This is a genomic window from Pedobacter sp. KLB.chiD (assembly GCF_047040275.1).
In the GTDB taxonomy this organism is placed as follows: Bacteria; Bacteroidota; Bacteroidia; order Sphingobacteriales; family Sphingobacteriaceae; genus Pedobacter.
The window spans coordinates 3,685,326-3,712,131 of record NZ_CP178207.1; the positions used below are offsets into that span (position 1 = coordinate 3,685,326).

At 38.8% G+C, this 26,806-nt stretch carries 22 protein-coding genes; 12 read left to right on the plus strand and 10 right to left on the minus strand.

The annotated features are described in order from the left end of the window. Nucleotides 1–106 precede the first annotated feature (106 nt). The 3 genes from ribH (at nucleotide 107) to ytxJ (ending at nucleotide 1,244) form a co-directional block, all read left to right on the plus strand. Nucleotides 107–598 (plus strand): 6,7-dimethyl-8-ribityllumazine synthase, encoded by a 492-nt coding sequence (ribH, locus tag ACK1I8_RS15125; protein ID WP_183767954.1) that lies wholly within the window; start codon nucleotides 107–109, stop codon nucleotides 596–598. 101 nt (nucleotides 599–699) lie between these two features. Beyond that, entirely contained in the window at nucleotides 700–822 is a 123-nt protein-coding gene (locus ACK1I8_RS15130; RefSeq protein WP_255420130.1) for a hypothetical protein, read from the plus strand. A gap of 89 nt (nucleotides 823–911) precedes the next feature. Beyond that, nucleotides 912–1,244, plus strand: a complete 333-nt coding sequence (gene ytxJ / locus ACK1I8_RS15135) for a bacillithiol system redox-active protein YtxJ (RefSeq protein WP_293788522.1) — start codon at nucleotides 912–914, stop codon at nucleotides 1,242–1,244. Nucleotides 1,245–1,915: 671 nt separating this feature from the next. Here ytxJ and ACK1I8_RS15140 read toward each other — a convergent pair. The 3 genes from ACK1I8_RS15140 to msrA all read right to left on the minus strand — a co-directional run bounded on the left by ACK1I8_RS15140 (nucleotide 1,916) and on the right by msrA (nucleotide 5,059). Further along, on the minus strand, nucleotides 1,916–3,433 hold the full coding sequence (locus tag ACK1I8_RS15140; RefSeq protein ID WP_412466168.1) for a malate:quinone oxidoreductase: 1,518 nt from the start codon (nucleotides 3,431–3,433) through the stop codon (nucleotides 1,916–1,918). 337 nt (nucleotides 3,434–3,770) lie between these two features. After that, nucleotides 3,771–4,127, minus strand: a complete 357-nt coding sequence (locus ACK1I8_RS15145) for a VOC family protein (RefSeq protein WP_412466169.1) — start codon at nucleotides 4,125–4,127, stop codon at nucleotides 3,771–3,773. A gap of 332 nt (nucleotides 4,128–4,459) precedes the next feature. Further along, nucleotides 4,460–5,059, minus strand: coding sequence for a peptide-methionine (S)-S-oxide reductase MsrA (msrA, locus tag ACK1I8_RS15150; protein WP_412466170.1), 600 nt, complete (start codon nucleotides 5,057–5,059; stop codon nucleotides 4,460–4,462). A gap of 223 nt (nucleotides 5,060–5,282) precedes the next feature. Here msrA and ACK1I8_RS15155 point away from each other — a divergent pair, with 223 nt between their 5' ends. The 3 genes from ACK1I8_RS15155 (at nucleotide 5,283) to ACK1I8_RS15165 (ending at nucleotide 7,852) form a co-directional block, all read left to right on the plus strand. Continuing rightward, nucleotides 5,283–6,245, plus strand: a complete 963-nt coding sequence (locus ACK1I8_RS15155; protein WP_412466171.1) for an isopenicillin N synthase family dioxygenase — start codon at nucleotides 5,283–5,285, stop codon at nucleotides 6,243–6,245. A gap of 225 nt (nucleotides 6,246–6,470) precedes the next feature. Next, nucleotides 6,471–7,058, plus strand: coding sequence for a Crp/Fnr family transcriptional regulator (locus ACK1I8_RS15160; RefSeq protein ID WP_412466172.1), 588 nt, complete (start codon nucleotides 6,471–6,473; stop codon nucleotides 7,056–7,058). Nucleotides 7,059–7,132: 74 nt separating this feature from the next. Continuing rightward, nucleotides 7,133–7,852, plus strand: coding sequence for a sterol desaturase family protein (locus ACK1I8_RS15165; protein WP_412466173.1), 720 nt, complete (start codon nucleotides 7,133–7,135; stop codon nucleotides 7,850–7,852). 224 nt (nucleotides 7,853–8,076) lie between these two features. Here ACK1I8_RS15165 and ACK1I8_RS15170 read toward each other — a convergent pair whose 3' ends face one another. From ACK1I8_RS15170 to ACK1I8_RS15180, 3 genes are read right to left on the minus strand one after another with little or no spacing between them, the layout of a single operon-like run. Beyond that, the gene (locus ACK1I8_RS15170; protein ID WP_412466174.1) at nucleotides 8,077–9,894 is read right to left on the minus strand and encodes a serine hydrolase domain-containing protein; all 1,818 of its coding nucleotides are present in this window, start codon (nucleotides 9,892–9,894) and stop codon (nucleotides 8,077–8,079) included. Next, nucleotides 9,881–11,515 (minus strand): amidohydrolase, encoded by a 1,635-nt coding sequence (locus ACK1I8_RS15175; RefSeq protein ID WP_412466175.1) that lies wholly within the window; start codon nucleotides 11,513–11,515, stop codon nucleotides 9,881–9,883. The genes ACK1I8_RS15170 and ACK1I8_RS15175 overlap by 14 nt, the downstream gene beginning before the upstream one ends. Continuing rightward, nucleotides 11,445–11,807 (minus strand): hypothetical protein, encoded by a 363-nt coding sequence (locus ACK1I8_RS15180; RefSeq protein ID WP_412466176.1) that lies wholly within the window; start codon nucleotides 11,805–11,807, stop codon nucleotides 11,445–11,447. Before ACK1I8_RS15180 ends, ACK1I8_RS15175 begins: the two co-directional genes overlap by 71 nt. 270 nt (nucleotides 11,808–12,077) lie before the next feature. Between ACK1I8_RS15180 and mutL the strand changes: the two genes are divergently transcribed. The 6 genes from mutL (at nucleotide 12,078) to ACK1I8_RS15210 (ending at nucleotide 21,218) form a co-directional block, all read left to right on the plus strand. After that, a complete protein-coding gene (gene mutL / locus ACK1I8_RS15185; RefSeq protein WP_412466177.1) occupies nucleotides 12,078–13,913 on the plus strand; it encodes a DNA mismatch repair endonuclease MutL in 1,836 nt (611 codons plus the stop codon). A gap of 154 nt (nucleotides 13,914–14,067) precedes the next feature. Next, nucleotides 14,068–14,799: a rhomboid family intramembrane serine protease gene (locus ACK1I8_RS15190; protein WP_412466178.1), complete on the plus strand. Its 732-nt coding sequence runs from the start codon at nucleotides 14,068–14,070 to the stop codon at nucleotides 14,797–14,799. Further along, nucleotides 14,792–15,646 carry a rhomboid family intramembrane serine protease gene (locus ACK1I8_RS15195; RefSeq protein WP_412466179.1) on the plus strand — a complete coding sequence of 285 codons (855 nt, stop codon included), beginning with the start codon at nucleotides 14,792–14,794 and terminating at the stop codon, nucleotides 15,644–15,646. The genes ACK1I8_RS15190 and ACK1I8_RS15195 overlap by 8 nt, the downstream gene beginning before the upstream one ends. Beyond that, nucleotides 15,646–16,758 carry an endonuclease/exonuclease/phosphatase family protein gene (locus tag ACK1I8_RS15200; RefSeq protein WP_412466180.1) on the plus strand — a complete coding sequence of 371 codons (1,113 nt, stop codon included), beginning with the start codon at nucleotides 15,646–15,648 and terminating at the stop codon, nucleotides 16,756–16,758. Before ACK1I8_RS15195 ends, ACK1I8_RS15200 begins: the two co-directional genes overlap by 1 nt. 662 nt (nucleotides 16,759–17,420) lie before the next feature. Then, complete coding sequence (locus ACK1I8_RS15205; protein ID WP_412466181.1) at nucleotides 17,421–18,053, plus strand: NAD(P)H-dependent oxidoreductase; 633 nt, start codon at nucleotides 17,421–17,423, stop codon at nucleotides 18,051–18,053. 438 nt (nucleotides 18,054–18,491) lie between these two features. Beyond that, entirely contained in the window at nucleotides 18,492–21,218 is a 2,727-nt protein-coding gene (locus ACK1I8_RS15210; protein ID WP_412466182.1) for a carboxypeptidase regulatory-like domain-containing protein, read from the plus strand. A 141-nt stretch (nucleotides 21,219–21,359) separates the two neighbouring features. On the opposite strand, the gene ACK1I8_RS15215 is transcribed toward ACK1I8_RS15210, so the two are convergent. From ACK1I8_RS15215 to ACK1I8_RS15230, 4 genes are all read right to left on the minus strand, one after another. Next, nucleotides 21,360–22,319 (minus strand): 2-hydroxyacid dehydrogenase, encoded by a 960-nt coding sequence (locus tag ACK1I8_RS15215; protein WP_412466183.1) that lies wholly within the window; start codon nucleotides 22,317–22,319, stop codon nucleotides 21,360–21,362. A 42-nt stretch (nucleotides 22,320–22,361) separates the two neighbouring features. Continuing rightward, nucleotides 22,362–23,168 carry a DUF4249 domain-containing protein gene (locus ACK1I8_RS15220; RefSeq protein ID WP_412466184.1) on the minus strand — a complete coding sequence of 269 codons (807 nt, stop codon included), beginning with the start codon at nucleotides 23,166–23,168 and terminating at the stop codon, nucleotides 22,362–22,364. Nucleotides 23,169–23,172: 4 nt separating this feature from the next. Next, nucleotides 23,173–25,497, minus strand: a complete 2,325-nt coding sequence (locus ACK1I8_RS15225) for a TonB-dependent receptor (protein ID WP_412466185.1) — start codon at nucleotides 25,495–25,497, stop codon at nucleotides 23,173–23,175. A gap of 96 nt (nucleotides 25,498–25,593) precedes the next feature. Then, on the minus strand, nucleotides 25,594–26,793 hold the full coding sequence (locus ACK1I8_RS15230; protein WP_412466186.1) for a multiheme c-type cytochrome: 1,200 nt from the start codon (nucleotides 26,791–26,793) through the stop codon (nucleotides 25,594–25,596). Nucleotides 26,794–26,806 lie beyond the last annotated feature (13 nt).

Below are 26,806 nucleotides of genomic sequence, written 5' to 3' on the forward strand. Positions count from 1 at the left end.
CTAAAATTTTATCTGATTATCCTAATCTGACTATAAGTGTATTAAAAGTTGCAAGCCGCAAACATTAACGTTTTTAACATTCAATGCATAACATTATCTTTGTCCTATGTCAACACAATTAAAAAATCTATCTGATTTCTCTCACACTACTGTTCCTAGTGGCGCAAACTATAAATTCGGGATTATTGTAGCCGAGTGGAATGCCGAAATTACAGGCGCATTATACAATGGTGCATTAAAAACCCTGTTAGCAAATGGCGTTGCCGAAGAAAATATCATTTCTTTACCCGTACCAGGGAGCTTCGAATTAACAGGTGGTGCTGAAATTTTATTAAGCAAAAGAAATGATATAGATGCCGTAATCTGCCTGGGTTGCGTGATCCAGGGAGACACGAAACATTTCGATTTTATTTGCGATGCTGTAGCACAAGGGATAACCAATGTTGGCATTAAATATAGTAAACCGGTTATCTTCGGGGTTTTAACCACCAATAACCTGGAGCAAGCCCAAGACCGTGCAGGTGGCAAACATGGTAATAAAGGCGATGAGGCCGCGATCACAGCGATTAAAATGGCTGATTTTTCTGCGCAAATTTAAACTTGCGTTTTAATAATTATTTGTACCTTAGTCGTTTAAAATTATCAGATCAAATGAAACCATCGTAACTGGTTCATTACCATTGAAACAAACTTAAAAAGATGAAAAAAGTAGCCATTTTATTATTGGCGGTGTTTTGCACCATTACCATTTTAGAATCTTGTTCTTCTAAACTTTGTCCGGCTTATGGATCTTATCCTGAAGGAAAGCGCAGAAGAAACTAACCGAACTCATTCCTTATTTTCATTTTCAGGTTATTTGCAGAACTTTATTTAACTGCAATTGTTATTCTGTAAATCATATCATCAATATCATGAATTGGGTTAACTTAACTTCAATGGAACAGCTTGACGAGATCAAGAATGCAAGCGGTTTTAGTCTTATTTTTAAACACAGCACACGTTGCTCAATTAGTTTAATGGCTAAAAAGAATTTCGAATTCGATTGGGATGTTATTCCATCAGAAACAAAACTTTACTTTTTAGATTTAATCAGCTATCGTGATATATCTAACCAGATTGCGGAAGTATTTCAGGTAGCACATCAATCGCCCCAGATTTTATTGATTAAAAATGGAGATTGTGTACTGGAAGCATCGCATAGTGATATTTCGGCAGAAGAAGTTGCAGAAGTAATTGCAGCTTAACGATAACAAATTTCAGACAAAGGGTATTCAAGAAATTGGATGCCCTTTTTTTATGGTTGTTTCTTTTAGCAAATCAACATTCGATCTGTTATCGGTTGCAGTAGGTATATTTCTATAAGTTATGCGAAAGAAACGTTCCTATGGAACGAAAAAGCCTCTTCTCTTATAGGTTACCTACAACACGTCCCGACGTGACGTACGTAAATACCCCTGATCTATCCGGAGTGTTTTGAAGGACTATGGATGAATGACGAAAAGCGGATTTCAGCTGCGCTTATTATTGAGTTTGTACACTCAATTCCATTTGTAAATCCGCAGAGACGCTACGCTTAACTCTACGGACAGTATAGGAATAATTCTATGTAACGTCCCAAAGGGACGATTACAGGGTAGCACAAATAATATTTCATTATTTGTGCCGTTCCGTAGGAACGTTTCGTAAAACGATTAATATTGGGCAAACCTGTCAGTAATAATCTGAAAGGAATTATGGATGATTTAGCAAAGAAAGAGTCGCTGACTCGTTGTTGATCATTTGGTGAAAGAGTTGATATCATTCGCCATCCGTAGAAAGGCTGCCCTTAACCCTACGGATAGAACTTAATAACGTCAATACGCAAAAAAGGTCCCGATTTATGCCGAGACCTTCTGAAATTTATAATGATTATAATCTAAGCTACTACCGTGTTTTCTATTTTCAACACCTGCGATGTTCTTGCTCTGGTTTCTTTGCATAATTCAGGATCCTCAGCAAGTAATTTTCCATAAGTAGGAATCATCTTTTTGATTTTTGCCTGCCACTCATCGGTAGCCAAATCATCAGCAAAACAACGGTTCAACAAGTCGAGCATGATTGAAACAGCTGTTGAAGCTCCGGGTGATGCGCCCAGCAAGGCTGCAATAGAGCCATCGGCAGCACTAACCACCTCTGTACCAAACTCTAAAATCCCACCTTTTTTCTCATCCTTTTTAATCACCTGAACGCGTTGTCCAGCATATTCCAATTCCCAATCCTTCAATTCGGCAGTTGGTAAATATTCTTTTAACGCCTCCAATCTATCTTCCGGCGACTGCCGAACCTGCTCGATTAAATATTTTGTTAAATCGAGGTTATGTAAGCCCGCCGAAATCATTGGCCGGATATTGTTAAATTTTATCGATTTTGGCAAGTCTAAAAACGATCCGTTTTTTAGAAATTTAGTCGAAAAACCTGCGTAAGGTCCAAATAACAAAGCCTGCTTGCCATTGATCATTCGTGTATCCAGGTGTGGTACCGACATCGGCGGTGCGCCAACCGCAGCTTTACCGTAAACTTTGGCGTGGTGTTTTTTAATAATTTCTTCGTTGGTACATTTTAACCATTGTCCGCTAACCGGAAAACCGCCAAACCCTTTTCCTTCCGGGATATCAGATTTTTCTAACAATGGTAATGATCCGCCACCAGCACCGATAAATACAAATTTGGCTATACGCTTGCGTTTGTCTCCGCTTTCTAAATCTTTAACCTTCACAATCCAGTTGCCATCTTTATTCTTCTTAAGGTCGCGGATTTCGTGATTGAAAAAAAGATTAACATTGCTTTCTTCCTTCAGGTGGTTAAACATATCGCGGGTTAAGGTACCAAAGTTGACATCAGTACCCAGATCCATTTTTGTAGCCGCTATTTTTTCGCCTTTTTTACGGCCATCCATAATCAATGGCGCCCAGCTTTTAACAAGCTCAGCATCTTCTGTGTATTGCATGTCGCTAAACAGATCGCATTGCGTTAAGGCATCATAACGTTTTTTAAGGTATTCTACATTCTTTTTACCCCAAACAAAACTCATATGGGGAATATTGCGGATAAAATTGCCAGGATCAGAAACCAAGCCCTTGCTCACCAGATATGACCAAAATTGCTTGGAAACCTCAAAATGTTCTGCAATTTGAACCGCTTTTTTTATTTCGATAGAGCCATCTTTCTTTTCAGGCGTGTAATTTAATTCACAAAAAGCCGAATGTCCTGTACCAGCATTATTCCATGCATCAGAACTTTCTGCTGCCGCAATATCTAAACGTTCGTAAATTTCTATGCTTAAATTCGGTTCCAATTGTTTTAATAAAACACCAAGGGTTGCACTCATGATGCCAGCCCCTATCAAAATTACATCAGCGTCAGTTTTGCCAACTGTCTTTTTCTTTTTTGTCATCTTAGCTTAAAGGAGTTACAAATTTAGAATGATTTTAAACATACCACGAATTTTAAGGCATTAAATCTTTAAAAAATCGCCAAGGAAATTAGAAATATTTTTCTGTCTTCCATAACTTCTGATCAAATTTTAATCCAAAAATTACTTTGATCAATTAAAAACCAAAAATGACCTTAGCTGGCCATAAAAAGTTAATTATTAAATTGCTATACACACCGATCATTTGATCGAAATAATTGTGATTTTAACTTTAAATGAAGATAAAATTCAATTCCCACAAATACCAGGATAAAATCTTTAATCAGCGGATACCCATTTATTGAGTTTGATGGATCATTCAGCCCGTAACATGGCTCAGGATATTGATTAATTTGCCAAATGGGTCTCTGGTATAAAACCGCCTTACGCCCCATGGCTCATCAACCGGGCCATATTCTACAGGAAACCCTGCCGCTTTCACCTTTTCCAATACCGCATCAACATTTTCAACTTCTACAGATAAATCTGGTGTTGGCGTACCCGATCCGCCTTCAGAGGCAAAACTGATTTGTACATTCATTTTTTGATCTGTGACACCATAAGTTGCAATCCAGCCATGATCCATCATGAGGTCGAGGCCAAGGATATCCCGATAAAAACTTGCCGCATCAGCAATTTTCGGCGTATCAATATTAAGCACAATTCTTTTTACCATGGCTAAACTTCCTATATTGCTTTGTCATCCCGAGGGATAATTTATGATATAAAAATCAATATAATTGACAGATAAAATTTAATTAGCTAATATTCATCAAGAGATCGTCATTCCCAACTTGATTGGGAATCTAAAAACGTTCATTAAGATTAGCTTCGCTGAGCACTTCGTGGTTCCCGCATGCGCGAGAATGACGACCGAACTAGTGGATTCTGTCAATGGTAGCCTGTCGAAGGATTTGTCTGAAATAAGGCGAGCATTTCGATTAATTATCCCGAACTTCAACAGTCTCAACGTGACAGGAATTCAACGAATAACACTGTATTTTCGAATTAGTTTTTAAGCTTCGCTTTAAATACTTTTTCCAGTTTCTGTATTTTTGGAAGGATTACTAATCTGCAATACGGCTCACTCCCATTCTTATTAAAATAATTCTGGTGATAGTTCTCTGCTACATAAAAAGGTTTAGCAGCCTCTATAGCGGTTACCACTTTTTTACCATATGCATTGGTTTTATTCAGTTCTGCCTTGTACTTTTCTGCCAATGCCTTTTGCGCTGCTGAATGATAAAAAATCACAGAACGATATTGTGTACCGCTATCTGCGCCCTGACGGTTAAGGGTGGTTGGATCGTGGCTTTTCCAAAAAACTTCCAATAACTCATCGTAAGAAATCACCGTTGGGTTGTAGGTAATCTCCAAAACCTCGGCATGCCCGGTAGCCCCGGTACACACTTCTTCGTAAGTTGGATTGCTCAATGTACCACCTTCATAACCCGATTTTACTGATATTACACCTTTTAATCTTTGAAATATGGCCTCGGTACACCAAAAACAACCCATTCCAAATGTTGCCTTTTCCGTCTTCTTCCCCTGTGCATTTGCCTGATTTAATGCCAACACGGCAAATAGGATCAAAATTATTTTTCTCATGTGTGTCCTCATTTATACTTAATTATACGCAAAATAAAAGGATGTGGTTTATGTTAACACAATAATGGGTTTTGTATGACAATCGCAACAAATTACCGATTCCAGTGTTAATGTTAACAACTTAAAACGTTAGCTTACAAAATTTTAAGACGACATTTTGTTAATTAAACGCACTTATTAACAATTCTTTTTTAAATTCGTATAACATTATAACTATAAAATTATGTCTACACCTTATATTCCCTGTTTAGATTTAGGTTCTTACATTAATGGCGCTGAAGAAGACCGGAAAAAGTTTTCTGATGAATTGGGCAGGGCTTTTAACGATTCTGGTTTTGTTACCATTACCAACCATGGTTTAAGCCAGGAACTGATTGATAAACTCTACGAAAATATCAAAGCTGCCTTTTCATTGCCTCTTGAAATCAAAAGGAAATACGAAAAACCGGAATTAGCAGGACAACGTGGCTACACCAGTGCAGGTAAGGAAACGGCTAAAGGCGCAAAGACACCTGATTTAAAAGAGTTCTGGCAGATTGGCCAGGAAGTTACTGATGGTGATCCTGTTAAAAACGAATATCCTGACAATGAAATTTTAGAAGAGTTACCTGAATTTAACAAAGTAACCGGAGAAATTTATAAAAAGCTGGAAGAAAACGGAACGCATTTATTGCGTGCCATTGCCACTTATTTAGAATTGCCGATCAATTATTTCGATAAACACGTTCATAATGGAAATTCTATTTTGAGAGGCATCCATTACTTTCCAATCGAAAATCCGGAAACCATTCCTGACGACGCCGTACGTGCAGGCGCACATGAAGACATCAACCTGATCACTTTGTTAATTGGTGCCAGTGCCGATGGCCTTGAAGTATTAACCCGCAGCAACGAATGGCTGCCGATTAAGGCACATCATACTGATATTGTAGTGAACGTTGGCGACATGCTGCAACGCTTAACCAATAACAAATTAAAATCAACAACACACAGAGTAGTGAACCCACCTCGTGAATTAATGAAAACTTCACGTTACTCTGTTCCTTTCTTTCTACATCCGCGCAGCGATATGGATTTAACCAGTTTACCATCAACCATTGATGCCGAACACCCTAAAGCCTATAGCGATATGACCGCTGGTGAATATCTGGACGAACGTTTGAGGGAAATTGGATTGAAGAAATAGTTTGAAGTTGGCGATTCTTAGTTTAGCATTTTCACCAATTGTATAAAAAGCGCCGGTTAAAACCCGGTGCTTTTTTTTATGGTTTCAAACATTCGTAAAAAGAGTGGTGAACTTTATAGTAAAATGCCGATTAGATTGGCCAGTCTTTAATCTGTAAAAATCGTCTATGTTTACAGATTGGCTTATAAAGCTTACATTTATTGACTGTGTTTGCTTAAAAGAAATATGCTACAAGAGAATTTTTCAGAAAACTATCAAAACTTATTTTCTGTTTTTAACGCCATTTACCCGCTGAGTGAAGAACTCAAAATGGCTATCGTCAGAAACAGCCATATTGCCCAATTCAAAAAAAAGACTACTTTGTTAAGCGCTGGAGAAAGCAGTAATACCATTTATTTTATTATTTCAGGTGCAGCAAGAGTATATTATCTTGATAATGAGGGCAAACAGACCAATACCTGGTTTTTATTCGAAAATGAATTGTTGATCTCTGTTTATGGTTTCTTTACCGGGCAGCCAAGCTTCGAATATATTGAAACAATAGAGGATACAACCTTAATAGCAGTAAAAAAAGAAAAACTGGATGAAATATATCTCCAATTTTTAGAGTTCAATTTTATTGGCCGGAAACTAACAGAATATTACTACATCCGTAACGAAATACAAGCCAACGAATTGCGGATGTTGAGTGCAAAAGAACGTTATGAAAAACTACTCAAGCGAAATCCACAACTTTTCCAGCGTGTTTCTTTAGGTCATATTGCCTCTTATCTGGGTATCTCGCAAGAAACATTAAGCAGGATCAGGAAGTAATTTTGTTTTTTTGACTTTTATCAAAAGTCAGCAATTTATGCATTCATAGATTTGAATCAATAAATCTAAAATCTATGTTATTTACAATCTTTATCGTATTTGGATGCTGCTTTCTGATTGAAAGAATTAAACCGGGCTGGAAGTTACCAAAAGTCTCAACCTGGGCCGTTAGGGTTTTAAGCGTCAATTTCATCCAATTGAGCATTGTTCTTTTGGCTGGCTTTACCTGGGAGAAATGGCTATCTTCTATTTCACTATTCCAACTTTCAAACCATATGCCTGATTGGCTTGGTGGAGTGACAGCCTATTTCATTGCTACGTTTATTTTTTATTGGTGGCACCGTTGGAGACATACAATAGACTTTCTATGGCTGGGTTTTCATCAGATTCACCATAGCCCACAACGGCTAGAAGTGATCACTTCCTTTTATAAACACCCGTTGGAGATGACTGTAAATTCGATTATTGGAAGTCTTTTAGTTTATACCTTACTGGGCTTAAATCCGGAAGCGGGCGCTATTTATACCCTATGTACCGCCCTTGGCGAGTTTTTTTACCATACTAATGTGAAAACGCCACAGTGGATCGGTTATATTTTCCAGCGACCAGAGATGCACCGGATCCATCACGAATATGAGAAACACAGTCACAATTACGGAGATATTGTTTGGTGGGATATGTTATTCGGCACCTATAAAAACCCAAAAGAATTTAATAGTTCATGTGGATTCGACAATGAAAAGGAACAGAAGTTACTGAATATGATCCTGTTCAAAGATGTACACAAGCAGTAAATTTTCTGATTGTTTACGCTTGTAAAAAGGTAAAACTGGATGAAAACTTTTTCAGCTTTCAAGTATCAGCTGCATAACAACACCGGTAGACTTTGAGCAAATACAACAGCGTATATGATTTCAGGATGTTGATTATCTGCAATAGCTATTTATTTAATTATTTAAAAGAGTTGTCAAACCGGCAACGAACTAAAGCTGACAACTCTGCTATTGATAACAGGGCTTTATTTCCTCGATTCATCAATGGCTTTATTGATTACATCCTGAATTCTACCCCTGATTTTTAAATTGGAAAGTTTATCGGTAACCGTTGGATTCACACGGTTGGATAAAAACACATATACCAAACCCCGCGATGGATCTACCCAAACACAGGTTCCGGTATAACCGGTATGACCATAAGTTTGTGGCGAAGCTAAATCAGAAGGATAATGTTTGGTACTGTCAGGATCCCAGCGATCGAAACCCAAACCTCTGCGACTCACATTTGATTGTTTTGACGTGAACATATCTACAGTTGTGTTTTTGAAATAGGTTTCTCCACCGTAGCTACCCCGGTTTAATAGCATCTGGTAAATAATGGCCAGGTCGTTTGCGCTTGCAAATAAACCAGCGTGACCTGAAACACCTCCTGCTAAAGCTGCCCCCTGATCGTGCACATAACCTACCAATAAAGTTTTCCTGAAATATTTATCATCTTCAGTTGGAACAATCTGCTCTGGTTTAAAACGGTTGCGCGGTAAAAAACCTGCCGTTTGCATCCCTAGCGGCTTGTAAAAATTTTCGTAAGTATATTGATTTAAAGGCTCTTCACTAATATGCTCTACAATATCTTTCATCACATACATGCTGATATCGCTGTATACATATTTGCCACGTGTTTTGATTGGCGAATTAAGCATTTTCGGCCACATAAAATCTTTAAAGAAGCCTTTTTTGATATAGTAGTTATCAGCTACTTTGGTTGGATAGGCTGCAGATGAATCTCTGCTATAATCGCCTGTTTTAACGTAATCGTGAAAAGGAATGTAAGGAATAAAACCTGCCTGGTGCAACATCACTTCACGCACCTGGATATTGTTCATGGGCGTAGTACGTGCTTTTGGAATGTAAGCACCAATATTGGTATCCAGTTTCAGTTTTCCTTCTTCAAATAAACGCATGACCGCCGGTGTAGTTGCCGTTACCTTGGTTACTGATGCGAGATCAAAAATATCGGTTACCTTATCTGGCACATTGGTATCGTAAGTATGGGTACCATAAGCCTTATTAAAGATCACTTTACCGTCTTTCGCTACCAAAACCACTAATCCTGGAGTTGCTTTCTGTGCTATAGCTTCGGCGGCAATAGCATCAATCTCCTTTAAATTGTTCGAATTTAAACCTGCATCTTCAGGTACAGTATACTTTAAGCGCGTAGCTGTTGTTGTAAAACCAGAACCGATTGTATAACGGGCAGAATAAGCAGTGGTTAACTTATTTGAAGCGGCAATGCCTCCAAAAATATATTGTGGTACGATGGCCGCAGCATCAACATTGTTCTGACTGGTCCATATAATTGGTGATTTTAACAGATCGAATGATTTTAAGCCAGGCCCGTTACCAAAAAAGGAAACAATCACCTGCTTATTCTTGCTGATGCTGTTAATGAAGTTAATATATCTGGCTTTAGTTACCTGCTGATCATCAATGGCAATCAAAATCGTATTGAAATATTTAAGATCATCTTCCAAGTCGTCTAAATTCAGGCTATCCTTATAAGAACTGGCCGAAAATGAGGTGATTTTATCATATTTATTGGCCAAACTATCGAAAACAGCACTATAGGCAAAGCCAAGGCTAACCGAAGCAATATTTTTCTTTTCTAGTGCTTTCAGAGGAATAATTCCTTCCTGATTGTTTAACAACACGGTTGTGTTGGCAATTGCATTGGCAATAGCCAGTTTTTTCTCATTTGCGGTATGATCCTGTGCGCATGCGGTTAAACATAAAATATTGCAGCAGAATGCTACGGCCAGGATATACAATCTATTTCGCTTCATATACTTTTTCTCCGTTCAGATAGGTTTTTAAAACTTTGGTTTTTAATATGTTTTTTGAGGTTGGCTTCAAAATATCCTGATCGAGCATAACAAAATCGGCTAATTTACCTTTCTCCAGGCTACCTTTTTCATTTTCTTCAAAATTGGCTTTTGCTGCCCATATCGTCATTCCGCGCAAAGCCTCTTCAGGTGTTAGGGCATTTTCTACCTGGAAACCTCCTTTCGGAAAACCTTTTGCATCTGCCCTCACTGTTGCTGCATAAAACGTTAATAACGGATTAATGTTTTCTACAGGGAAATCGGTACCCAAGGGAATCCAACCATTTTGTTTTAGCAATTGTTTGTAAGCATATGCATTTTTTAACCTTTCAGCGCCCAAACGCTGTTTGGCCCAATACATATCTGAAGTGGCATGTGTAGGCTGAACGGAGGGGATGATACTGGCTTTGCCGAAGAGGTCAAAATCTTTTGAGTTTACTACCTGAGCATGTTCAATTCGCCAGCGTTGATCATTTTTATCTTTTAATATTTTATTGTAGATATTAAGGATTACCCGATTTGCAGAATCTCCGATAGCATGGGTACACATTTGGAAATGATTGGCAGCAATTTTTGCAGCTACTTCTTCAAAATGCTTCTGATCGCTCAGCAAAAAACCGGTTTTACCGGGCATATCACTGTAAGGATGTAACAGACAAGCCCCACGCGAACCCAAAGCGCCATCGGCATACACCTTAAAAGCCCGAACATTTAACCGATCGGTTTTAATGGGTCCACGGTTGAAAAGATAGGTATAATTATCAGGCTCATCTGAAAGCATGACATAAAGCCTCATTTTCAGTTTGTTCTCTTGTTGCAGTTTTTCGATAAATTCCACCGTAAGGTAACTTAATCCACAATCATCAATGGTAGTTAAACCAGCAGCAAAACAGTTTTGCTGTGCATCCATCAATATCTTTTCGGCTAATTTAGCATCGGGTGAAGGGATTTTACGTTCTACTAAGGCTACCGCATTATCAATTAACACACCGGTTAGCTTTCCGTTTTGGGTAAGCATATCGCCACCTACCAACTTCTGCATACTTTTAATACCGGCATCTTCCAATGCTTTCTGGTTTGCAATGGCCGCGTGTCCATCGATCCGGTTTAAAAACACCGGTCGACCTGGAAAAAGTGCCGTTAATTTTTCATTTGTAGGGAATGCTTTATTCTGCCAATCGTTTTGGTCCCAACCATTGCCAATTAACCAGCCATCAGGATGCGTTTTAGCAAACGCCGTTAAACGCGTCAGCACTTCATCCCACGACTTTGTTTCCCGTAAATCGGCTGTTTGTAAACTTTGCCCATAACCATAAAAATGAGCATGGGCATCGATAAAACCGGGATAAATGGCTTTGCCTGCCGCATTGATTTCTTCTTTAGCTGTATAATTACTTTTTATCTCATCGCTTTTACCCAGTGCGAGGATTTTCCCATTCTTCACCGCGAAGGCCTCAACCGTATCAAAATTACTGTTAACCGTATATACTTTGGCATTGTAGATAATAACATCAACAGCTTCTTTTTTGGTACAGGAAGTAAATAGCAGGGCCAGAAAAAGGCTGTATAACATGTATTTCATACCGATAAAGATAGAGAATTGAAAGCATTTGAATTTGTAAATTCAATTTTACAGAAAGGATTTGTCCCCTGTTTCTGGCATCAACGCTAAAACCGGCAACAATTAGTTTTCTTTGCCAGTAATGCAAACCAATAAATATGTTTTTTTTTGCCACGGAAACACAGAACTCACGGAAGTTATACGCCCTGGTCTGTGTCACCACAGACCAATCAATAATAACATGGTTTCTTCCATTAAGAATATCCATAAAGACCCATTCTTTATTATTGTTCAACTGATGGCTTACATTCATGAAGACTATTTTATATAAAACAACCTGACTATATTAATTCTTCCTCTTAATCGATAGTCTATGTGATCCGCAGGTTCGTTTTCAGCATGAACCAGAGATTTTAAAAGAAAGTAGTTTTACAATTAAAGATCCTGCGATTCTGCTCAGGATGACAATTGATTGCAGCAATCAATTCTATTTAACGACAGTCATTTACGTGTTGAGTTTTAAACAAATCGGGTTCTTTAAGCTTATTTTGCATAATTTAGCGAATTCACTTTGCCTTAATACATGACGGATATTATTCACTTATTGCCCGATGCTGTTGCCAATCAGATTGCTGCCGGAGAAGTTGTTCAACGCCCTGCTTCTGCGGTAAAAGAATTGCTTGAAAATTCGATAGATGCTGGCGCAGATAAAATTCAACTGGTGATAAAAGATGCCGGCAAAGCATTGATTCAGATTATTGATAATGGCTGTGGAATGAGTGTTACCGATGCCAGAATGTGTTTCGAACGCCATGCTACATCGAAAGTAAAAAAAGCCGAAGATTTATTCGCCATCCGAACCATGGGTTTCCGTGGAGAGGCCATGGCTTCTATTGCGGCCATTGCACAGGTAGAAATGAAAACCCGCAGGCATGAAGATGAAATAGGCACCTGCATTTCTATTGAAGGTGCACAGGTCATCAATCAGGAGCCTGTAGCTACTTCCCCCGGAACGCAGATTTCAATTAAAAACCTGTTTTTTAATACACCCGCCAGAAGAAACTTCCTTAAAAGCAACCCGGTAGAAATGCGTCATATCATAGACGAATTTCAACGCGTAGCATTGGCACATCCAGGTGTGTTTTTTAGTCTGCACCATGATGGAGTTGAAATTTTCAACCTGCCAAAAGGCAATTTAAAACAGCGTATTGTTCATATTTTTGGCAACAACTATAACGAACGTCTGGTACCGGTTGAGGAAGAAACCACTATTATTAACTTGAAAGGATACATCGGTAAGCCTGCTTTTGCAAAAAAAACCAGAGGTGAACAGTTCTTTTTTGTAAATAACCGTTTCATAAAAGATCCTTATTTAAACCATGCGGTAAGCTCTGCTTTTGAAGAGTTATTACCTGATGACAGTTATCCGTTATACGTATTATTTATTGAGATCGACCCGGCGAAAATTGATGTAAACGTACATCCTACTAAAACGGAAATTAAATACCTGGACGAAAAGTCGATTTATGCGATCATGAAATCGGCAGTAAAACGTTCCATCGGACGGTATAATATTTCCCCAACTTTAGATTTTGATCAGGAAACTGGTTTTAGCAATATGATTACGCATAAAGCAGTTGAAGATATTATACCACCAAGCATTAATTTTAATCCTGATTTTAATCCTTTTGCGAATGACAGCAGTTCTACCTCCGGTTACGCCTCATCGCCAAGAAATTATGATGCAAAACCGAGTGCCAAAAACTGGGGTTCGCTTTACGATATAACTGAACAACCTGTTGTAGAGCAAACTTCTATTTATGCTGATGAGACTGTTTTAGAAACCAAGCAAAAGCAGTATATGCAATTGCATAACCGTTATATTGTTTCGCAGATCAAGTCGGGCCTGATGGTTATCGACCAGCAAATGGCGCACGAGCGAATCCTTTATGAACGTTTTCTCGTACATCTTGACGACCGTAAAGGCGCATCGCAGCAGAGTTTATTTCCGCAAACCATAACACTTAATGCCCAGGATTTTGAACTGGCCAAAAGTTTATTGGACGATATAAAAAGTTTGGGCTTCGATGTACGGGAATTTGGAAAAAATACGTTGGTAGTAGAAGGTGTTCCCGTTGATCTGGGCAGCAGCAATATTAACGAAACGCAATTATTTGAGCAATTGATTGAGGGCTTTAAAAACTCACAACAGGAACTTAAATTGAGCAAACGCGATAGCCTGGCAAGAAGCCTGGCAAAAAACAGTGCGATAAAGGCAGGAACTAGCCTTGGACAGGAGGAAATGAATACCTTGATTGATGAACTTTTTGCCTGTAAAACACCTAACTTTAGCGTGAGTGGCAAACCGATTATCCAAACCATTACCCTGGCAGAACTGGATAAGAAGTTTGAGAAATAGACTAAAGACCAAAGCTGAGAGACTAAAGAGAAAAAGTCGGGTGTCAGGGGAGGTCAGAAGATTGAAGTGTATAGTAAAACTTGAAGCTAAGGAAGAAATACAAAACAGTTAACCGATTTAAACCATTAACCAGTTAACCCTTTTTAAGAATTAGATGAATAATATATATATTCCACCGGTAGTTAAAAATCTACTAATTATTAACGTTTTATTTTTTGTAGCCAGCTACCTGCTCACCACGCTCAACCTGGATGATCGCTTAGCGGTATATTATTTTGATTCTCCGAAGTTTGAGATATGGCAACCGATAACTTATATGTTTATGCATGGCGGTTTAGCGCACATTTTCTTTAATATGTTTGCCTTGTACTCTTTTGGAAGCATCCTTGAATCGAGATGGGGCGGCAAAAAATTTATCATATTTTATTTTATTACGGGATTGGGTGCACTGGCATTACAGTGGGCGGTACAGGCTTACGAGGTACACCAGATTATAGGTAGCGCCACCAATAATGGAAAGATAAACCTTCCCGCATTATTTCAGGGTGAGTTTAATACCAAACAACTTTCAATGGCGCAAGCGGTTACGCTTCGGAGTATCTATTTTGGCGGTATGGTAGGAGCTTCGGGTGCTATTTTTGGTTTACTGGTTGCCTTTGGTATGCTTTATCCAAATGCCGAATTACTGATTATGTTTATCCCGGTTCCGGTAAAAGCTAAATATATTATACCCATTTATATTTTAGTAGAGTTATCTTTGGGTGTTGCCCAGTTTGAAGGCGATTCCATTGCCCATTATGCCCACCTTGGGGGGGCCTTAATCGGCTTTATACTGGTTAAAATATGGAAAGATAAAAACGATACATTTTATACACTCTATGAATAATACTTTCAAAGATTTAAAATACAAGGTTTTTCAATCGGGCAACCCATTGTTTTTTTATATTGGGATCAACATTATCCTTTTTTTAGTTACTGCCATTATTGGTGTAGTTGTTTTTTTAGGCCGTATTCCTGTCGATACCAATTTATGGATCAGAGAATATGTGGGCTTACCCGCCAGTGTTTCGAAATTGCCCGAACGTTTTTATACCTTATTCACTTATATGTTTTTTCATGACGGGATTCTCCACGTCTTGTTTAACATGCTCGGATTATTTTGGTTCGGCAATATATTTATGAATTTTTTAAAAACCAGGCAGTTTCATTTTGTATACCTTGCAGGTGGTTTGTTTGGTGGTTTATTTGCCGTTGCTGCTTTAAATATATTCCCTGTTTATGCTAATGGATTAGCTGGCGTAACCATTATTGGAGCATCCGCCGCCGTAATGGCGATCATTTTTGCCGCTGCAACATTGGTACCCAACTACAGTATCATGCTGCTTTTCTTTGGCGAGGTTAAAATTAAGTGGATTGCCATTATTTATTTTATTCTCGATTTTATTGCCATCGGTTCCATAAATGCCGGTGGAAGTTTAGCGCATATTGGTGGCGCACTTTTAGGTTTTACTTTCATTAAAAGTTTGCAAAACGGAAAAGATTGGAGTAAACTGTTTGAGCGTAAGCCGAAACTAAAGATCGTGCGGAATGAAAAACCTGTTAAAAAACCTGAATTTAAAGGCGGTGTTTCTCAACAGGAAATAGATGCTATTTTAGATAAAATATCAACTTCAGGATACGATAAACTAACAGCCATAGAAAAAGAAAAACTATTTAAGGCAAGTAAAGATTAATGGCTACAAAAACGAAGAAATATAATTTCATAGACAAACTTCTCTTACCTATTGCCTTTCTATTGGCAATTTCTTTGCTTTTGGGCTTGCTAGCCGGGAATATGGATCCAAGAAAACATGCCATTATTGCTTTTTTTGGTCTCGCCTACCCATTTGTCCTGTTTGCGAATATGATCTTCCTGGTTTGGTGGCTTTTAAGCAAAAAATGGATTTTTGCAATCGTTACCATTCTGGTTATCGCACTTGGCGGTAAGACATTAAAAGCCACCTTTGCCATTGGTGGCGATGAAGGAGGTGCTGAAAAAGCAGATAATAGCATCAGAATGATGACCTATAACGTACATAGTTTTAAACTATATGGTGAAGACAATACCGAATCGGTAAAAGAAAAGATGCTTCAGGTAGTGAAAGATCAAAACCCAGATATTATCTGCTTTCAGGAGTTTTTTACCCGCTATAAAGGTGCATTTGATACGGTTGATAGCTTAAAAGCACTGTTAAACACCAAATATTACTATTTTGTACCCACCAATAAAAACGATTACGAGGCCACAGGTTTAGCCATATTTTCAAAATTTCCCATTAAAAATTCCGGCAAAATCCCTTTTGTTGAAGGTTATCCGGGTAATATGAGTATTTACACTGATTTAAATATTAAAGGAAAAACCCTCAGGGTTTATAATGTACATTTTCAATCTATTTCTTTCGAAAAACAGGATTACGAATACCTGGATAAGGTTAAGGAAATGAATACCGAACTGCAGCCCTCTAAACGGATTTTAAGAATGCTGAAAAGTGCCTTTTTGAAACGTAGCGGTCAGGTAGACATTATGAAAAAAGAAATGGCCACCTGCAAAACACCTTACCTTATTGCGGGCGATTTTAACGATACACCAGCATCATACGTGGTGACTCAAATCACTGCAGGTTTAAACAATAGTTTTATCAAAAAAGGAAATGGCTTCGGTAAAACCTATAATGGTAAATTTCCCAATTTTCAGATCGATTATATTGCTACTTCCAAAGAACTTGAAGTTTTAAATTATAAAATCACCCAGGCCAAATTATCTGACCATTTTCCGGTTCGGAGTGATTTGAGATTTGTTCCATAAACTTCCCGTGGTCTGTGTCTCCACAGACCGTCCTAGATTATTCCTTTTTCGTTCTGTGAAGATACAGACCGAGGACACAGGTGCAGCAACCCTGGTTCCCAAACCTGATTGAGCGGAATAGCCCGGAGCGTAGCGAGGACTATAAGCGAAAGCAGGACGGTAAGCCGCCAGAAACAACAAACCGTTCATTTCCCAATTCAATTTCGGTCGGTGAGACACCAACCGATAGAATAAAGCTTCCGTGGTCTGTGTCTCCACAGACCGTCTTAGATTATTCCTTTTTCGTTCTGTGAAGATACAGACCGAGGACACAGGTGCAGAAACCCTTGTTCCTAAACCTGATGGAGCGGAATAGCCCGAGGACTATAAGCGAAAGCAGGACTGTAGGCCGCCAGGAACAACAAACCGTTCATTTCCCAACTCTATTTCTTCCCCATACCCCCTCAATAATGAAATATTATGATGTCCATAAAAAAATAAACTCCCCGGCTGAAAGATCCTGAAACCAGTTCAGGACGACGTATGCGCAGAAACTATCTTGAATTGCTATGATTTAGTCTGACTGAACCATGCTAAATCTTTTTTCTTACCATACATCAACAATAGGTTTATTCCTTATTTCCATATTTGCTTTATAAAATTTAATAAAAATCTTCAAAAATATGAGCTTAATAGATGCCCTAAAATGGCGTTATGCCGTTAAGAAAATGAATGGTCAGCCTGTTGAACAGGAAAAGGTTGATAAAATTATTGATGCAGCACATTTAGCACCTACCTCATCAGGTTTACAGCCTTTTAAAGTAATTGTGGTAACCAACCAGGAATTAAAAGAGAAAATTGCGCCGATTGCTTTTAACCAATCGCAAGTGATCGATTCTTCTCACTTATTGATTTTTGCTGCAAACGAAAATTATACAGAAGAAGGCATAGATACCGTTTTCGACAGAATGAATACAGAGCGTGGTTTACCATTAGATACGACAGATGCTTACAAAGGGCAACTTAAAGGCATGCTTTTATCCAGAACTGCGGAAGAAAACTTCAACCATGCAGCCCGTCAGGCTTATATTGCTTTCGGTATTGCCATTGCAGAAGCAGCTTTGTTAAAAGTAGATGCCACTCCGATGGAAGGTTTCAACGGACCTGCCTTAGATGAACTTTTAGGTTTAGATAAAAAAGGCTTAAAAAGTGTTACCCTGTTACCTTTAGGATACCGGGACGAAGCTGGCGATTGGTTGGTAAACCTTAAAAAGGTACGGACACCAAAAGAAGAATTCGTGATCGAGTTTAACTAACGGGCAAACACCATTATAGTTTAAAACGGGCCGCTAAAACAGCGGCTTGTTTGTTTATAGTTTTTTTAGCTCAAAACAAACCGATCATTGCGGACAAAAGCACTGCCGGTGGATCGGAGTGAAGCATTCTTCACGAATTTACCTCAATAATCCTACCGTATAAAGCTTGTGCGCGTTTCTGACGCGTGCTTTAATAGCGCCGCGACTCTATTGCATATAGCCCGCATTAAAAACGCTAAACCATTCAACGCCAATTAAGAAACAAGCGTAAACATTTTTCATGGTCATCACAAAATAAATGGCTTTAGCTCGCTTATACCACCCTTGCAGAAACTATAACAAGCAATAATAAACTTTTGTAAAAAAATGTTAAACCTCTGTACAATTTAGGACAGCTATTTATAATTGGATATATTTACGGTCTATAATATCCAATCCATGAAGATTTTTACATTATCTTTTATCATATTATCATTCTTATCAGCACTGAGTTTTTCTTCTTCTGCCCAAACCGATACTATTAGCATCAATAGCATCATTGCCAAAACCAATAAGGTATTGAGCGATTACCCTGCTGAAAAGATTTACCTCCATTTTGACAAACCTTACTATGCCGTAGCCGATACCGTTTGGTTCAAAGCTTATGTTACTGAAAACCAAAATTTTTTATCGGGCATCAGTAAAATCATTTATGTAGATGTAATCAATCAGAAAGATTCGCTGATCCAAACCCTAAAATTACCTATTACCGGTGGTTTTGCTTATGGGAGCTTCCCCTTAGATCAGATCAACTATAAACAGGGCAATTACCACATTAGGGCTTATACTTTATGGATGCTCAACAGTGATGACCCGGCTTATTTTAACAAAACTTTTTACGTGGGTGAAGCCATCGATAAAGAGTTAAAAACCCACATTACTTACAAAAATACCTCTACAGATAAGCTGGAAAAAATTGATGCGCGTATACAATTTAAAGATGCCGGCAATAAACCCTATGCCAATAAAAATGTAAGCTGGCAGGTCGTGACGAGTTTTACGGTAATTGCCAAGGGCAGGGGTACAACAGATGCCAATGGCTATTTAACCATCGCGATGAGCAACGCACAAAAAGCCGAATACCAATTACAAAAAGGCGAATTGATTATCAGTATTAATACCACTGATAAAGATGTGGCAAGTAGCAGCTTTCCGCTTAAAAATGCAATTGTAGGCAAAGATTTTCAGTTTTTTCCTGAAGGTGGAAGTTTAATTGCTGGCCTAAATAATAAAGTAGCCTTTAAAGCCATTAAAAGTGATGGTTTGGGTATTAACTCAAAAGGCACAGTAACCGATAGCGATGGAAAAACGGTTGCTTCCTTTGCAGCCCAGCATTTAGGGATGGGCAGTTTTAACTTATTGGCAGAAGCCGGAAAAACTTACAAAGCAGCTGTTACCTATGCTGATGGAACTACCCAAAATTATAATTTGCCAGCAGTTGCAGCAAATGGTGTTGCTCTAAAAATAGACAATAGTAATCCTGACAATATTGCCATAAAAATATTAGCTAATGATGCCTTTTTTGAACAGAATCAAGGTAAAAAGCTTTATTTAATAGCACAGAGCAAAGGCGTTATCTGTTATGGAGCGCAAACAGCATTATCAAACACAGAATATAATACTACTGTGCTTAAATCTAAATTTCCAAATGGGATTGCTCAGTTTACCCTATTTAACGAATTTGGCAAACCATTGAGTGAAAGGTTGGTTTTTGTACAGCACAAAAACACCATGGCAGTAACACTAACCAGTGCTGCAACTACTTACGGAATCAAGAAAAAGGTTAAGATAAATGTGGCAGCGAAAAAAGATGGTGCACCTGTAGAAGGTAGTTTTTCTGTAGCTGTTGTTGATGAAACCAAAGTTCCATCTAATGAAGATGCCACCAGTACAATATTAACAGGCCTGCTATTAAGCAGCGATGTTAAAGGTTACATTGAAAAAGCCAATTATTATTTTAATGCACCCGATGCCAGGAAAAATGCAGATTTAGATGTATTGCTACTTACCCAGGGTTACCGTAGCTTTAAATATACCGATATCATCGCCAACAAATTGCCTAAAATTGACTTCTTACCGGAACAAGGCATTGAAATTTCTGGCATTTTGCGCCAGAACAATGGCATTCCGGTTAGAAAGGGGGCCCTGCTGTTAAGCATTCCCGATAAACGTTTTAACCAGGAAGGAACAACAGACCCGGTAGGAAACTTTAAATTCTCAAACCTGGTATTTAACGATTCATCAAAGGTAACCATTACTGCCAAGTATAATCCAAACTATAAAAACATGACCCTGAGCTTAAATGGTGCACCAGTACCTACACTAACCAGAAACTTTAGTGCGGCCGAAGAGGTTTTAAATATTGATAGCACTTTAAGCAGTTATTTAGATAACAGCAAAAAACAATATGCTTATTTACATACCTTGAAAGATGTTAACATTAAAGGCACTGTGGTTCCAAAAGTAAGCCATAAGGATTATCCTGCATTGAGCGGATTAAGTCAAATGGCCGACCATGAGGTGAGCGGCGACCGGTTTAAAGGCTGTGGTTTATTAATTAACTGTTTACAAGGTATGCTGGCAGGAGTTACCTTCGCCGACAATAATTTTTACGTAACCCGCGATTACAATCAAGGGAAAAAAATCCCGATGGGTATATTCATTAACGGTATGAATGTGGATGTAAACCAGATTAATACCATAGATGTTAACCTGCTTGAGTCGGTTGAAGTATTTTTAAGAGATGACTTAGGCCTGGTAAACCGTGCCAACAATATAAACGGTGTGATTGTATTTAACCAGAAAAAAGCACCTAAAGGAACCAGGATATCGAAAGCGCAATTGATGGATATGCTTCCTAAATACTACGAGCTTACCTTCTCGCCTCAGGGTTATAACAAAGAAAAACAGTTTTACTCCCCTAAATATGATGTTCCGGCGAGCATGAATCGGAACGATTTAAGAACGACCATTTACTGGAACCCTAAAGTGGTTACCGATGCAACCGGGAATGCTTCTTTTGAATATTACAATGCTGATGGAAAAGGACAGTACAAAGTAATTATTGAAGGTATTGATGCCAACGGCAATTTAGGCAGATCAGTGTTTAAGTATATGGTTAAGTAAGATGGAGAATGTAAGATGGATGATGTAAGATGGATAATGTAAGATGGATGATGTGGAATTGAATTCTTTTCCTCATCCAGCTCACATTATCCATTTTACCTCTTACATTTTCCATCTCACATCATTCTATTTCACATCATTCTATTTCACCTCAAAAGGCAGTGGTTCCCCTTTTAATCCCGCAACAATATTCTGCACAATAATTTTAGCCATGGCTGCTCTCGTTTCTTCGGTAGCTGAGCCAATATGTGGTAAAACGGCAACGTTTTCCATGGCTAACAAAGGATTGTTTTTATCCATTGGTTCAGGGTTGGTTACATCCAAACCTGCTCCCCATATCATTTTCTCTTCCAAAGCCTGGATTAAATCCTTTTCATTATGAATACCGCCCCTGGCCGTATTGATGAAAATAGCATTGGGTTTCATCTGCTTAAATACATCAAGTGTAAATTTATCCTTGGTTTCTGGCGTTAGCGCGGTATGGATAGAGAGTACATCACTTTGTGCCAAAAGAGTATCGAAGGATACATATTTTGCGCCGATTTCTTTTTCAGCTTCTTCATTACGCGAGCGGTTATGGTAAATCACCTTCATTTGATAGGCAGCAGCACATTTCCTGGCCATTTCCAAACCAATTTTACCCAGCCCAAAAATACCGAGGGTTTTGCCATTTACTTCAATCCCCAGTTCTGGAGCAGGCTCATAGTTTTTCCAGTCGCCCTGAATAATCTTTTTATGTGAAAAAAAAGCCTTTCGTGATACGGCAAGCATGAGTAAAAAAGCAGTATCGGCAGTTGCTCCGCTTAAAACGCCCGGTGTATTACCAATAGGGATATTTAGTTTTTTAGCGGTATCCAAATCAACCTGATCGAAGCCTACTGAATGTAGCGCAATCACTTTTAAATGCTTACACGCCTTTAAAAATACGGCATCCAGTTTATTAGGACCTACACTGACCAATGCATCCTGATCTTTACAGGCTTCAATCAGTTCTTCAGCCGTAATCTGCCTGTTTTCTTGCCATTGGGTTACCGTAATATTATTTTCTTCAAGTTGCTTTAAACCAACCGGAGCAATGTTGCCGCTTACAAATACTTTCATATGTATTTAACAGCAAACCCGTACCAGGGGTTTTGATTATGCTTATTTTACAGTAGTGGTAAGTACCTGATAGGTATTTGCACTGAAGTAACCCAGGGCATTATTGGTAATGTTTGATGTGGGATTGGCTGGTGTGGTACCCTGGTTGGGTCCGCGGTCTGACTGTTGGCTTAATGCATACCAATAGTCGAAAATATTGCTGTCAATACATTCCATTTCAATCCTAACCTTATCATTGGTATTCAGCTCGTCACTATCATGATCGTTATTGGGTTTAAAAAAGAGTTGGATCCGTAAATCCTTACCATTGGTCAACCTGTCGTTTGTAGCATAATAGCGTCGCGATAACACATCGTTTACATATAGGTTAAAATGGTAAAAATTGACCTCATTAACAGGATCTTTTAAAAAAGCTGCTGCTGTTTTACGCTCTCGACCAAAAAAATTATTTTTGATGATCCCGATTGAATCCATTTTTACCACATTCGGCATTTTAGAACTCGCGGTATAGTTTTGCCCTTCAATTGTTGCATTTAAATGATAAGTAACACCAGGCTCACCTTTCATTCGGTTAATGTAAGTCCCTGGCATCGTTCCCTCTTTAAATATATAGGTATTCCCCTTGCTATCGGTTACGATAACCGTAGCACCAGAAATTTTAGGAAAAATATTTTCCTCGGTATAACCTATCGTTTTGCTGATTTTGATTTCCTGGTCGATCAACTGGTTATTAATAATACCTTCAATAACCACCTGCGGATCGGCATTTTCCGTATCAATGGAAATAATTTTCTTGCATGAAGAAAGGCAAAGTGTAAATAAGGCAAAATATATCGTTATTTTTTTCATGGTATTAAAATTTAAAATCCCAGGTAACAGAAGGGATAAGCCCAAAAAGCGAAGTTTGCTGTGCAGCAGTTTTATTCGGATTTTCCGGATCGGTAATAAATTCTATAGCGTAAGGGTTTTTACGGCCCAGCACATTATAAATACCAAAATTCCAGCTCGATTGATATTTGCCCTTTTTCTTGCCTGCTAATGTTGCACTGAGATCTAAGCGCATGTTGTAAGGCATGCGGCCTGCGTTGCGCTGGGTGTAATAATAAGCCGGTTGCCCACCAACAGTGTATTTACCTGCCGGATAGGTAACCGCATTACCCGTACTGTATATAAAGCTTGATGAAAATGTCCACCTTGTGGTCATGTTATATATGCCAACCAATGAAATATCATGTGTGCGGTCTTGCCTGGCCGGAAAATACTTACCATTATTCAGTTCTGTAAATTTACGCTCGGTACGCGATAAGGTATAACCCACCCAGCCGTTAAGCTTTCCAAATTTCTTTTTAAAAAACAGTTCCATTCCATAAGCGCGACCTATACCGTAAATCAGTTCTGATTCTACGTTCGAATTGGCCAGCAACTGGGCTGCATTCTTATAATCGATCTGGTTTTGCAGCCATTTGTAATAAATTTCGGCTGATAGCTCGTAGGTATTCTCTTTGATATTTTTAAAATAACCTAATGCCACCTGATCTGCAATTTCGGGCCTGATATTATTACTGCTTAATACGTACTGATCGGTTGGCGAGCTGGATGTGGCATTGGTTAAAATATGAACATTCTGCGTATTTCGGTTGTAAGACGCTTTTATTGAGTTTTGTTCATTAAGCAGGTAACTTACCGAAAAACGGGGTTCCAGGTTGAAATAGTTTTTGTAGAATTTACCCTTAGCCACATATTCTGTCGAAATGATTTCGCCAGCTGCATTGTAGGTGCTAAAGTTCCCCGGCCCCATTAGCGAGAAAGCAGCCAATCTTACACCGTACAAAAAATTGAGGTGTTCATTTACATTCCATTCATCAGAAATATAGGCAGCAGATTCTATCCCATAACGACGCTCTTGCGTAAGGGAATTTACCTGTGAGGCAACATCGCTATCAATATCAATAGGTGATATGCGATGCTGGGTGGCATTTAATCCGAACCTCAGGATATGTTTGTTGCTGAAATACTGAAAATCTTCTTTAAAATTAAAATCCCGAACCAGCGAAGTGGCCTTAAAATTAGTCGCATCATTCAACAAACGAACGGTATAATTGTAATTGTTGTAGATTAATGAAGTATTAGAGAATAAACGATCGTTAAAAATGTGATTTAAGCGGATGGTAGTGGTTACATTGCCCCAGTTATTCTCAAACAGATCCTTCACCCCAATATTATCCTTACCAAAGTAGCCAGAAATGTAAATGGTATTTTTATCATTGATTTTATAATTCGCCTTGGCATTGATATCATAAAAATTTAAGGTACTTCCATTTACAGACGAATCTGGCGAAGCCCTTAAAAACAGATCAATGTAGGTTCTACGGAAACTCACCATAAACGAGCCACGATCTTTCACAATCGGCCCTTCTGCTTTTAAACGCGAAGCTATTAAACCGATACCGCCCTGAAATTTAAACTCTTTGTTGTTTCCGTCATCCATTTTAACATCTAAAACGGATGACAAACGGCCGCCATATTGCGCGGGCATGCCGCCTTTGTATAAACTTACATCTTTAATCGCATCGGCATTGAAAGTAGAGAAAAAGCCCAGCAAGTGTGAGGAATTGTAAACCACAGCCTCATCTAAAATGATCAGGTTCTGATCGGCGGCACCACCACGAACATAAAAACCGGTGTTTCCTTCACCACCCGATTTTACGCCTGGCAAGAGTTGGATCGTTTTTAAGATATCCTTTTCGCCTAACAATACCGGAATGGAATTAAGCATTTTCATATCAATTCTTTCCAGCCCCATCTGCGCACTTTTAACATTTTCATTTTTACGGTTATTGGCACTAACAGTTACATCGGCCAGATCGTTTGCACTTCGTAATTCCTCGTTCAACTTGGTATCTTTTGTTAAATTGATGGTTTTAACAATGGAAGTATAACCGGTATAACTTACTGCCACAGTGTAGGTGCCTTCAGTCTGTGTGAGCGCAAAATATCCATAATTGTTGGTTAAGGTGGCTGCGGCAGAAGCCCCGGAAATCCTTACCGTAGCACCAATTAAGGTTTCGCCTGTACCTGCATCACGAATGGTACCGCTAAGGGTAAACTTCTTTTGGGCGAAAACAGAGCTTGAGAGGAAAAGGAAAGAGAATAAAGCTAAGTAGTATTTTATGGGCATATCGGCTACTGATCTAATTTTTAAGGTAGAAACCAAATGTACGAAATCAAACTCCTATTATTGGATAGTGCAGGATTTCTTAATGCAAGTTTGATCTTACTTACTAATATCAGGATAAATAGCGATATGGTGTGAACGTAAAAGGTAAGGACTCAAATCATCTTTACCCGCCTGTTGAAAGGTAATTAATTTAGAAGACTCTTTGGGCATATGGCAATCGATACAATTTGTGCTGATCGATCCTTTGGCCAAAGTAAGTTCACTGTGCTTTGTACTTTGGTGACAGCTGATACAGCGTTGCGAATAAACCGCTAAATTGCCCTTAATATTTTCATGTGTATTGTGGCACGATTGGCAGGTCATGTTTTTACTTTTCCGATAACAATTGCTTCCCATTAACATGTTGGTCTGGTTACCATGCACATCTGGGTTGCCACCGCCAAAACCCACAAAATCCTGAGTGTAGTAGTCATCTAAGTTATCGCCTGGAGTAAAACCAAAAACCGATTTTTGAGCAACCAAGGCATTTCCGGAGTGGCAAACTCCACAGGCATCCATTTTTTGTTTACGGCTTAGTGTTTTAAAAATGGTAATGAATTTAGCGGTTTTCTCTGCCGGATTTTCGAGGTGAAAAACTGCATGTTGCCTGCCTGGTCCGTGGCAACGCTCACAATCGATGCCGTAGAGCAAAGCACCGCGCTCCATTTCTTCATCCGTGGTAATGCCTGAAGTTTGGGTTACTTTTTTATCTACGTATGAGGCATGGCATTCTAAACAACGGCTACCGATAGGCCGGTCGTAATAAAAGGTTTGTTTGGTAAATCCCGGACTGATGGCCCAGTTGCGGATTTCGGAGAAATAGGAAAGCGGCAATTCGTATAGCTTTTTACCTTTCCAGTAGGCATAGGTGTAAGCCTTTTCGCCGGAGCCAAATACCATATCAAACTTTTCGGCGCGTACTTCTTTTCCATCTACATAAGCAACCTGAAAAACACCAGCAGTTCTTTTCTCAATAACTACCTTTTGGTGCATATCGAAGTTAAAGACATTGGAATCCCTGGCAAAGACCTTTAACAGTTCCTGGTCGTGTACAGGTTTGGAGGTTAAACCATGAGCGTTATGGGCAAAAGACTGCTTAATTTCCTGATGGCACTTTACACAGGTGGCTGCACCGGTATAAGCTTCACCCCTGATGTCTTTTGGTAAAGCGTCGGCCGCATTCATGCATCTGGATAGGATAATGATAATGATCGCTATCGCTCCTAAAATAACCAGTATCCGCTTTATACCTTCCAAAATAGATTTTTGC

Bases quoted from the DNA above. Each gene is read 5' to 3' on its own strand.
- ACK1I8_RS15170 (WP_412466174.1), bottom strand. From the start codon at position 9,894: ATGAAGCGAAATAGATTGTATATCCTGGCCGTAGCATTCTGCTGCAAT.
- ACK1I8_RS15130 (WP_255420130.1), top strand. From the start codon at position 700: ATGAAAAAAGTAGCCATTTTATTATTGGCGGTGTTTTGCACCATTACC.
- ACK1I8_RS15190 (WP_412466178.1), top strand. From the start codon at position 14,068: ATGAATAATATATATATTCCACCGGTAGTTAAAAATCTACTAATTATT.
- ACK1I8_RS15220 (WP_412466184.1), bottom strand. From the start codon at position 23,168: ATGAAAAAAATAACGATATATTTTGCCTTATTTACACTTTGCCTTTCT.
- ACK1I8_RS15200 (WP_412466180.1), top strand. From the start codon at position 15,646: ATGGCTACAAAAACGAAGAAATATAATTTCATAGACAAACTTCTCTTA.
- ACK1I8_RS15145 (WP_412466169.1), bottom strand. From the start codon at position 4,127: ATGGTAAAAAGAATTGTGCTTAATATTGATACGCCGAAAATTGCTGAT.
- ACK1I8_RS15165 (WP_412466173.1), top strand. From the start codon at position 7,133: ATGTTATTTACAATCTTTATCGTATTTGGATGCTGCTTTCTGATTGAA.
- ACK1I8_RS15205 (WP_412466181.1), top strand. From the start codon at position 17,421: ATGAGCTTAATAGATGCCCTAAAATGGCGTTATGCCGTTAAGAAAATG.
- ACK1I8_RS15215 (WP_412466183.1), bottom strand. From the start codon at position 22,319: ATGAAAGTATTTGTAAGCGGCAACATTGCTCCGGTTGGTTTAAAGCAA.
- ACK1I8_RS15155 (WP_412466171.1), top strand. From the start codon at position 5,283: ATGTCTACACCTTATATTCCCTGTTTAGATTTAGGTTCTTACATTAAT.
- ribH (WP_183767954.1), top strand. From the start codon at position 107: ATGTCAACACAATTAAAAAATCTATCTGATTTCTCTCACACTACTGTT.
- mutL (WP_412466177.1), top strand. From the start codon at position 12,078: ATGACGGATATTATTCACTTATTGCCCGATGCTGTTGCCAATCAGATT.
- ACK1I8_RS15225 (WP_412466185.1), bottom strand. From the start codon at position 25,497: ATGCCCATAAAATACTACTTAGCTTTATTCTCTTTCCTTTTCCTCTCA.
- ACK1I8_RS15210 (WP_412466182.1), top strand. From the start codon at position 18,492: ATGAAGATTTTTACATTATCTTTTATCATATTATCATTCTTATCAGCA.
- ACK1I8_RS15195 (WP_412466179.1), top strand. From the start codon at position 14,792: ATGAATAATACTTTCAAAGATTTAAAATACAAGGTTTTTCAATCGGGC.
- ytxJ (WP_293788522.1), top strand. From the start codon at position 912: ATGAATTGGGTTAACTTAACTTCAATGGAACAGCTTGACGAGATCAAG.
- ACK1I8_RS15140 (WP_412466168.1), bottom strand. From the start codon at position 3,433: ATGACAAAAAAGAAAAAGACAGTTGGCAAAACTGACGCTGATGTAATT.
- ACK1I8_RS15180 (WP_412466176.1), bottom strand. From the start codon at position 11,807: ATGAATGTAAGCCATCAGTTGAACAATAATAAAGAATGGGTCTTTATG.
- ACK1I8_RS15175 (WP_412466175.1), bottom strand. From the start codon at position 11,515: ATGAAATACATGTTATACAGCCTTTTTCTGGCCCTGCTATTTACTTCC.
- msrA (WP_412466170.1), bottom strand. From the start codon at position 5,059: ATGAGAAAAATAATTTTGATCCTATTTGCCGTGTTGGCATTAAATCAG.
- ACK1I8_RS15160 (WP_412466172.1), top strand. From the start codon at position 6,471: ATGCTACAAGAGAATTTTTCAGAAAACTATCAAAACTTATTTTCTGTT.